The sequence below is a fragment of the Aquimarina atlantica genome, from assembly GCF_000626715.1.
GTDB lineage: Bacteria > Bacteroidota > Bacteroidia > Flavobacteriales > Flavobacteriaceae > Aquimarina > Aquimarina atlantica.
Genome location: NZ_AQRA01000038.1, coordinates 1 through 584 on the forward strand (window position 1 = coordinate 1; position 584 = coordinate 584).

At 34.8% G+C, this 584-nt stretch carries 1 protein-coding gene; it reads right to left on the bottom strand.

From position 1 onward, the window contains the following. Positions 1-62: 62 nt before the first annotated feature. Complete coding sequence (tnpA, locus tag ATO12_RS24490) at positions 63-497, bottom strand: IS200/IS605 family transposase (protein ID WP_034247736.1); 435 nt, start codon at positions 495-497, stop codon at positions 63-65. Positions 498-584 lie beyond the last annotated feature (87 nt).

Below are 584 nucleotides of genomic sequence, written 5' to 3' on the forward strand. Positions count from 1 at the left end.
CTAAACCACCCTGCACTCAAAGTGCAGGGGTTTGTTTTTACAAGGGACTAAAGTCCCTGAGCCTATTCCAATATGAAATTGGAATTATCATTATTATCTCGACGATGATGCTCTAAATATTCATTAACCATCTTATCTGTTATATTACCTGTACTCCAAACACCATAACCATTTGCCCAAAAATGCTTACCCCAATAACGATCTTGTAGACTATGAAATTCTTGTTGTAACTTCCTTGATGTTCTCCCTTTTAATTGTTTTACAACATAACTTACACTCAACTTTGGGGCATATTCAATGTGCATATGAACATGATCGGCACTTACTACTCCTTTCAATATTTCAATACCTTCTGCATCGCAAATTTGAATTAAAAGTTCTCTACAACGTATTTGAATATCTCCACGAAGAACTTTATACCTATACTTAGTAGACCAAACTATGTGACATGTCAATCGACTCACTGTATGAGAACCTTTTCGTATTGTAAAATCCATCTAAATCTAAAATATAGATTTTTTCGCACTACTAAAAGTGCTGCAATGAAATTGCAGGGCTTTCACCCAAATTTGAGACCAGTAAAA

What these genes read in the sequence shown, in the direction of transcription:
- tnpA (WP_034247736.1), bottom strand. Translation starts at nt 497, where the DNA reads ATGGATTTTACAATACGAAAAGGTTCTCATACAGTGAGTCGATTGACA.